4 protein-coding genes, 1 tRNA gene and 2 pseudogenes (1 of these 7 only partly in view) are annotated in these 6,046 nt (G+C 70.3%); 1 reads left to right on the forward strand and 6 read right to left on the reverse strand.

Features of this window, described 5'->3' with window-relative positions; translation table 11 throughout:
• Positions 1-507 (forward strand): annotated as a pseudogene (locus ACIQUR_RS17415) (serine/threonine-protein kinase); it begins 1,039 nt to the left of the window's first position.
• Positions 508-557: 50 nt separating this feature from the next.
• Here the strand turns inward: ACIQUR_RS17415 and ACIQUR_RS17420 are convergent.
• From ACIQUR_RS17420 to ACIQUR_RS17445, 6 genes and pseudogenes are all read right to left on the reverse strand, one after another.
• Positions 558-1,838 (reverse strand): hypothetical protein, encoded by a 1,281-nt coding sequence (locus tag ACIQUR_RS17420; RefSeq protein ID WP_403664846.1) that lies wholly within the window; start codon positions 1,836-1,838, stop codon positions 558-560.
• 141 nt (positions 1,839-1,979) lie between these two features.
• The gene (locus tag ACIQUR_RS17425) at positions 1,980-2,114 is read right to left on the reverse strand and encodes a DLW-39 family protein (RefSeq protein WP_208809277.1); all 135 of its coding nucleotides are present in this window, start codon (positions 2,112-2,114) and stop codon (positions 1,980-1,982) included.
• Between the two features lie 148 nt (positions 2,115-2,262).
• Positions 2,263-2,336, reverse strand: a tRNA-Ile gene (locus ACIQUR_RS17430).
• A 94-nt stretch (positions 2,337-2,430) separates the two neighbouring features.
• Entirely contained in the window at positions 2,431-2,940 is a 510-nt protein-coding gene (locus ACIQUR_RS17435; protein WP_403664848.1) for a DUF3566 domain-containing protein, read from the reverse strand.
• 93 nt (positions 2,941-3,033) lie between these two features.
• Positions 3,034-5,637: a DNA gyrase subunit A gene (gyrA, locus tag ACIQUR_RS17440; RefSeq protein WP_403664850.1), complete on the reverse strand. Its 2,604-nt coding sequence runs from the start codon at positions 5,635-5,637 to the stop codon at positions 3,034-3,036.
• A gap of 43 nt (positions 5,638-5,680) precedes the next feature.
• A pseudogene (locus ACIQUR_RS17445) lies at positions 5,681-6,046 on the reverse strand (DNA topoisomerase IV subunit B); the annotation flags it as partial.

Here is a 6,046-nt window from a genome sequence, read left to right on the forward strand (position 1 = left end):
TCCGCCCCGGGGGGCCCCCCCCCGGCGGGGGCGGCCCCCGCCGCCCGGGCCCGGGCCGCCCCGCCCCCCCCGGCGCCGGTGTTTTTTACACTACAAACACCCCCCCCCGCCGCACCGCCCGGCGCCCCTCCCGCACCGGCGTCGGCCACTCCTTCTGCCACGGTGTACTCCCCCGGCGAACCCACCCGGACCTCGGCGGCGATGGCCCGCAGCCCGTACGAGGCGCCCCCGGCGAACCCGTACGCACCGCAGCCGGCCATGTCGGAGACCGGCAGCTTCCACCTGGCTCCGCCGCCCCCGCACGACGCCCCGGCGCACCCCTTCCCGCACCAGGACAGCACCCGGCCCTACACGGCCCCGCACCCCCTGGCGGGCCCGCCGGCGGCCCCGGCGCCCACCCGGACTCCGGCGCCCCGCCCCGGCCCCCCGCGGAAGGTCGCCGTACCGGTCCTGCTGCTCGCCCTGGTCTGCTTCGCCGTGGGCTTCTGGGCCCTCACCCAGACCTGAGCCGGCCGGCGCCGTACCCCGGCGGCCACCGGTCCCCTGCGGGGCCGGCTCTACGCGGCGGCCCTGCGCCGCGCCAGCAGCGTCCAGCCGCCCAGCCAGAGCAGCAGGACGGTCCCGGCACCGATGCCGCCGGCCGCGACGATCCGCATCGTGGCGCGGGAGTCGGCCGCCTCGGAGGCCTCGATCGCGGTCTGCCCCGCGTCGGCGGCCGCCCGGTCCTCGTCGGTCAGCCCGAAGCCGGCCTTCCTGGCCTCCTCCGGCTCGGCGTAGGCGGGTCCCTGGGCGGCCTGGCCGGTCAGCTTCACCCGCAGCGTGAGCGGGACGGAGCCCGTGGTGAACTCCCCGACCTTCTGGTTCAGCGTGACGGCCAGGTAGTGCCATCCGGCGCTGCGCAGCTGCCGCATGTCGCTGTTGTCGGAGAAGCGGTTCTCGTACACGACCGGCGCCAGCGGTCCGAGCGGCAGCCTCAACTGCTTGCCGCTGTAGGTGTCGTTCGTGGAGTGCGCCAGGTTCCGGACGGGCGTGTAGACCTCGGAGATGAGGCCGTAGGAGGCGTAGCCGGAGTCCTTGGTCATCTGGGCTTCGGACAGCTCCACGTCCACGCTCAGCTGCTGCCCCCAGTCCACCGGCACCCGGTAGAAGAGGCTCTGCCCGGGGCGGATGTCCGCGGTGTAGACGCCCTGCCCCACGGCCCGCGCGTCGTTGAACCCGGTGCCGCCCGCCCGCTTCACCGGCGCGCCGCCGGGAGCGGAGACCGGAGCGGACGGGTAGGCGCTCGGGCCGGTGGTGGGCGCGTTGCTGCCGGCCAGGCCGGGTTCCCGTACGACCTGGAGCTCCACGGGCCACTCGCCCTGGTCGGATTCCTTGTCGGTCTCCCGGGTGACCTTCACGTAGTAGGTGCCGGCCGCCTGGCAGTCGCCGTCCTCCTCCAGCCGGCGCACCGCGAGGTCCGCGAGCGGCCGGGCCTGGTCGCCGCCGAAGGTGACGCCGCCGGAGCTGCTGCACTCCTTGCCGCCGGTGTCCATCAGCACCACGTCGACGCCGTCGCCGTACTTGACCTTCGCGTCCGCCTTCGGCCGCACCGTCGCCGACACGTAGACGCTGGACTTCGCGTCGAGCTCCACCCGGTAGAACCGCTCGGTGCCCACCGGCAGCGTGTCCTCGTACGTGCGGCCGGCCCGCAGCTCGGGCCCGTTCGCCGTGCTGGCGCCGCCCTCGACCGCCTCGGCCCCGGGGCGCGGCACGTACGACGGGACGGGGTCCGGAGCCGCGTACGCCGTCCCGGGGACGGCCGCCAGGGCACTCACCACCAGCGCACCGACCAGTCGCATCGACCCGTGCTTCATCACGCCCCACCCCGAGTTTGCTAGCGCAAGTAGAAAGTTAGCAAAAACGAACGAACTACCGCAGAACAGCACGAAGCCCCGGCCGCAGCGGCAGCCGGGGCTTCATGACTCAGCCTTCGGTCAGTCTCACACACCGGAGCCGGACGGCACGGAGTCGGTCGCCTCCGTCCACAGGTCCTGCTCGGCGCGGTCCGCCTGGATCTGGCGGTACACGAGGAGCCCGCCGATGGCGGCCAGTGCGACCAGGAGCAGCTTCTTCACCGCGCGACCTCGTCTTTCGTTGACGTAGGGGACTTCTGGCGCCCGACTATACACACCGACCGATACCGATCGGTGACCTAGGGAACGAGCGGGGGCCCACAACGGCAACGGCCCGACGGAGAATCTCCGTCGGGCCGTTGCCGATCTGTGGGGCTAACAGGATTTGAACCTGTGGCCTCATCCTTATCAGGGATGCGCTCTAACCAACTGAGCTATAGCCCCTCCGCGCTGCGCGCTGACCTCTGAAGATTAGCGCACAGACCCGGTAGTTCCCAAATCGCTGGTCACGGCCCTGCGGGGGCCCCAGCAGTGCGCCCTACTCGTCCTCGGCGAGGGTCAGCTCGACGCCGCCCACGAAGCCCGCCGACAGGTTGTAGATGAAGGCGCCCAGCGTGGCCAGCGCGGTGGCCAGCACCACGTCGATGACCGCGATCACCGAGGTGAAGATCAGCACCCGCGGCAGGGACAGGAAGGACTGCAGGTCGAAGCCGTTGCTCTCGTTGGAGCCGGTGGCCTCGCTGATCGTCCCGCCCACGGTCGAGAAGACGCCCATGGCGTCCATGACCATCCACAGCACCGCCGCCGCGATGATCGTGCAGATGCCCAGCGCGATCGACAGCAGGAAGCTGACCTTCATGACCGACCAGGGGTCGGCCTTCGCCACGCGCAGTCGCGCCTTGCGCGTACGGGGCGTCGTACGGGCCCCCGTACGCGCCACGCGCTGCTGATCGGCGCGCTGCGCGCCGGGGCCCGCAGGGGCCGCGTACGCCTGCGGCGGGTGGTAGGGACCGGCAGCCTGGGGCTGCGGCCCGCGGGTGTCCGTCACGGTTCCCCCCTGGGAGTCCGCGGCGGGGCCACCGGCACCGTTCGCTCCAGTCGTGGCCGATCCGGCGCCGGTGGCTCCGCTCACGTTCTACTCCTACTGCTCCGCGGCCGAGGACTCGGTGCCCTCGGCGGCCTCGGTGACCTGTGCTTCCTCGGCCGTCCCCTCGACTGCGTCGGTCTCGTCGACCTCGTCAGCCTCCTGGCCGGCTTCGGCGTTCCGCGCGATGCCGACGACGGCGTCGCGCTTGCCCAGGTTGATCAGCTGGACGCCCATGGTGTCACGGCCGGTCTCCCTGACTTCGTTGACTCGCGTACGGATCACACCTCCGCCGAGCGTGATGGCGAGGATCTCGTCCGTCTCCTCGACCACCAGGGCCCCGACGAGGGAACCGCGGTCCTCCACGATCTTGGCGGCCTTGATGCCGAGGCCACCTCGTCCCTGGACGCGGTACTCGTCGACGGGGGTCCGCTTGGCATAGCCGCCGTCCGTCGCGGTGAAGACGAACGTACCGGGCCGGACGACATTCATCGAGAGCAGCTCGTCACCCTCGCGGAAGCTCATGCCCTTCACACCGGAGGTGGCACGGCCCATCGGGCGCAGCGCGTCGTCCGTCGCGGTGAAGCGGATGGACTGCGCCTTCTTGCTGATCAGCAGCAGGTCGTCCTCGGAGGACACCAGCTCGGCGCCGATCAGCTCGTCGTCGTTGCCGTCCTCCTGCTCGCGCAGGTTGATGGCGATGACGCCGCCCGAACGCGGGGAGTCGTAGTCCTTCAGCGCCGTCTTCTTCACCAGACCCGCCTTGGTGGCGAGGATCAGGTACGGGGCGGCCTCGTAGTCGCGGATCGCGAGGATCTGCGCGATCTGCTCGTCCGGCTGGAAGGCCAGCAGGTTCGCCACGTGCTGGCCGCGCGCGTCCCGGCCGGCGTCCGGCAGCTCGTACGCCTTGGCGCGGTAGACCCGGCCCTTGTTGGTGAAGAACAGCAGCCAGTGGTGCGTGGTGGAGACGAAGAAGTGGTCGACGATGTCGTCTTCCTTCAGCTTCGTGCCCCGCACGCCCTTGCCGCCGCGCTTCTGCGAGCGGTAGTCGTCGGTCTTGGTCCGCTTGACGTAGCCGCCACGGGTGATCGTGACGACGATGTCCTCTTCGGCGATCAGGTCCTCGATGGACATGTCGCCGTCGAACGGCACCAGCTTGGAACGCCGGTCGTCGCCGAACTTCTCGACGATGGCCGCCAGTTCCTCGCTGACGATGCCGCGCTGCTTCTCCGGGGAGGCCAGGATCGCGTTGTACTCGTTGATCTTGGCCTGGAGCTCGTCGTGCTCGGCCACGATCTTCTGGCGCTCCAGGGCGGCCAGCCGGCGCAGCTGCATCTCGAGGATGGCGTTCGCCTGGATCTCGTCGATCTCCAGGAGGTCCATCAGGCCGGTACGGGCGACCTCGACCGTCTCGCTGCGCCGGATGAGGGCGATGACCTCGTCGATCGCGTCCAGGGCCTTGAGCAGGCCGCGCAGGATGTGGGCGCGCTCCTCCGCCTTGCGCAGGCGGAACTTCGTGCGCCGGACGATGACCTCGATCTGGTGGTGCACCCAGTGGCGGATGAACGCGTCGAGCGACAGCGTGCGCGGCACGCCGTCCACCAGCGCCAGCATGTTGGCGCCGAAGTTCGTCTGGAGGTCGGTGTGCTTGTACAGGTTGTTCAGCACGACCTTGGCGACCGCGTCCCGCTTGAGGACGATCACCAGGCGCTGGCCCGTGCGCGAGGAGGTCTCGTCACGGACGTCGGCGATGCCGCCGATCCTGCCGTCCTTGACGAGGTCGGCGATCTTCTGCGCCAGGTTGTCGGGGTTGACCTGGTACGGCAGCTCCGTGACCACCAGGCACTGGCGGTTCTGGATCTCCTCGACCGCGACCACCGCGCGCATCGTGATGGAGCCGCGGCCGGTGCGGTACGCCTCCTCGATGCCCTTGCGGCCCACGACCAGCGCGCCGGTCGGGAAGTCGGGGCCCTTGATGCGCTCGACGAGCGCGTCCAGCAGCTCCTCGTGCGAGGCCTCGGGGTTGGCCAGGTACCACTGCGCGCCGTCCGCGACCTCGCGGAGGTTGTGCGGCGGGATGTTGGTGGCCATGCCGACGGCGATGCCGGCGGAGCCGTTGACCAGGAGGTTCGGGAAGCGCGCCGGCAGGACCGTCGGCTCCTGGTTGCGGCCGTCGTAGTTGTCCGTGAAGTCGACGGTCTCCTCGTCGATGTCGCGGACCATCTCCATCGACAGCGGCGCCATCTTGCACTCGGTGTAGCGCATGGCGGCCGCCGGGTCGTTGCCCGGGGAGCCGAAGTTGCCGTTGGAGTCGACCAGCGGCATGCGCATGGACCACGGCTGGGCCAGGCGCACCAGGGCGTCGTAGATGGAGGAGTCGCCGTGCGGGTGGTACGTGCCCATGACGTCGCCGACGACGCGGGCGCACTTGTAGAAGCCCTTCTCGGGCCGGTAGCCGCCGTCGTACATCGCGTACAGCACGCGCCGGTGGACGGGCTTGAGGCCGTCACGTACGTCCGGCAGCGCGCGGGACACGATGACGGACATCGCGTAGTCGAGGTAGGAGCGCTGCATCTCCGTCTCGAGCCCGACGGGCTCGATCCGCAGCTGCGGCTCCTCTTCGGGGGTCTCGGTGGTGGTGGGAGTGTTCTCGTCGGCCATTGCTGGTCTTCAAGTCCTTTCAGGCGGTCAGCGACGGACCGACTCAGATGTCGAGGAAGCGGACGTCCTTGGCGTTGCGCTGGATGAAGGAGCGCCGTGCTTCGACGTCTTCGCCCATGAGGACCGAGAACAGGTCGTCGGCCTGCGCGGCGTCGTCCAGCGTGACCTGGCCCAGGACGCGGTGGTCCACGTCCATCGTGGTCACCCGCAGCTCCTCGGCGTTCATCTCGCCCAGACCCTTGAACCGCTGGATCGAGTCCTCCCGGATCCGCTTGCCCTGCTGCTTGCCCAGCTCGACCAGCGCGTCCCGCTCGCGGTCGGAGTAGGCGTACTCGAAGTCGTCACGACCCCACTTGATCTTGTACAGCGGGGGACGGGACAGGTACACGTGCCCCGCCTCGACCAGCGG

The sequence above is a fragment of the Streptomyces sp. NPDC101132 genome, assembly GCF_044759225.1.
Classification (GTDB): domain Bacteria; phylum Actinomycetota; class Actinomycetes; order Streptomycetales; family Streptomycetaceae; genus Streptomyces.

Coding starts and splice junctions, on each gene's coding strand:
- ACIQUR_RS17420 (WP_403664846.1), bottom strand. CDS start 1,838: ATGCGACTGGTCGGTGCGCTGGTGGTGAGTGCCCTGGCGGCCGTCCCC.
- gyrA (WP_403664850.1), bottom strand. CDS start 5,637: ATGGCCGACGAGAACACTCCCACCACCACCGAGACCCCCGAAGAGGAG.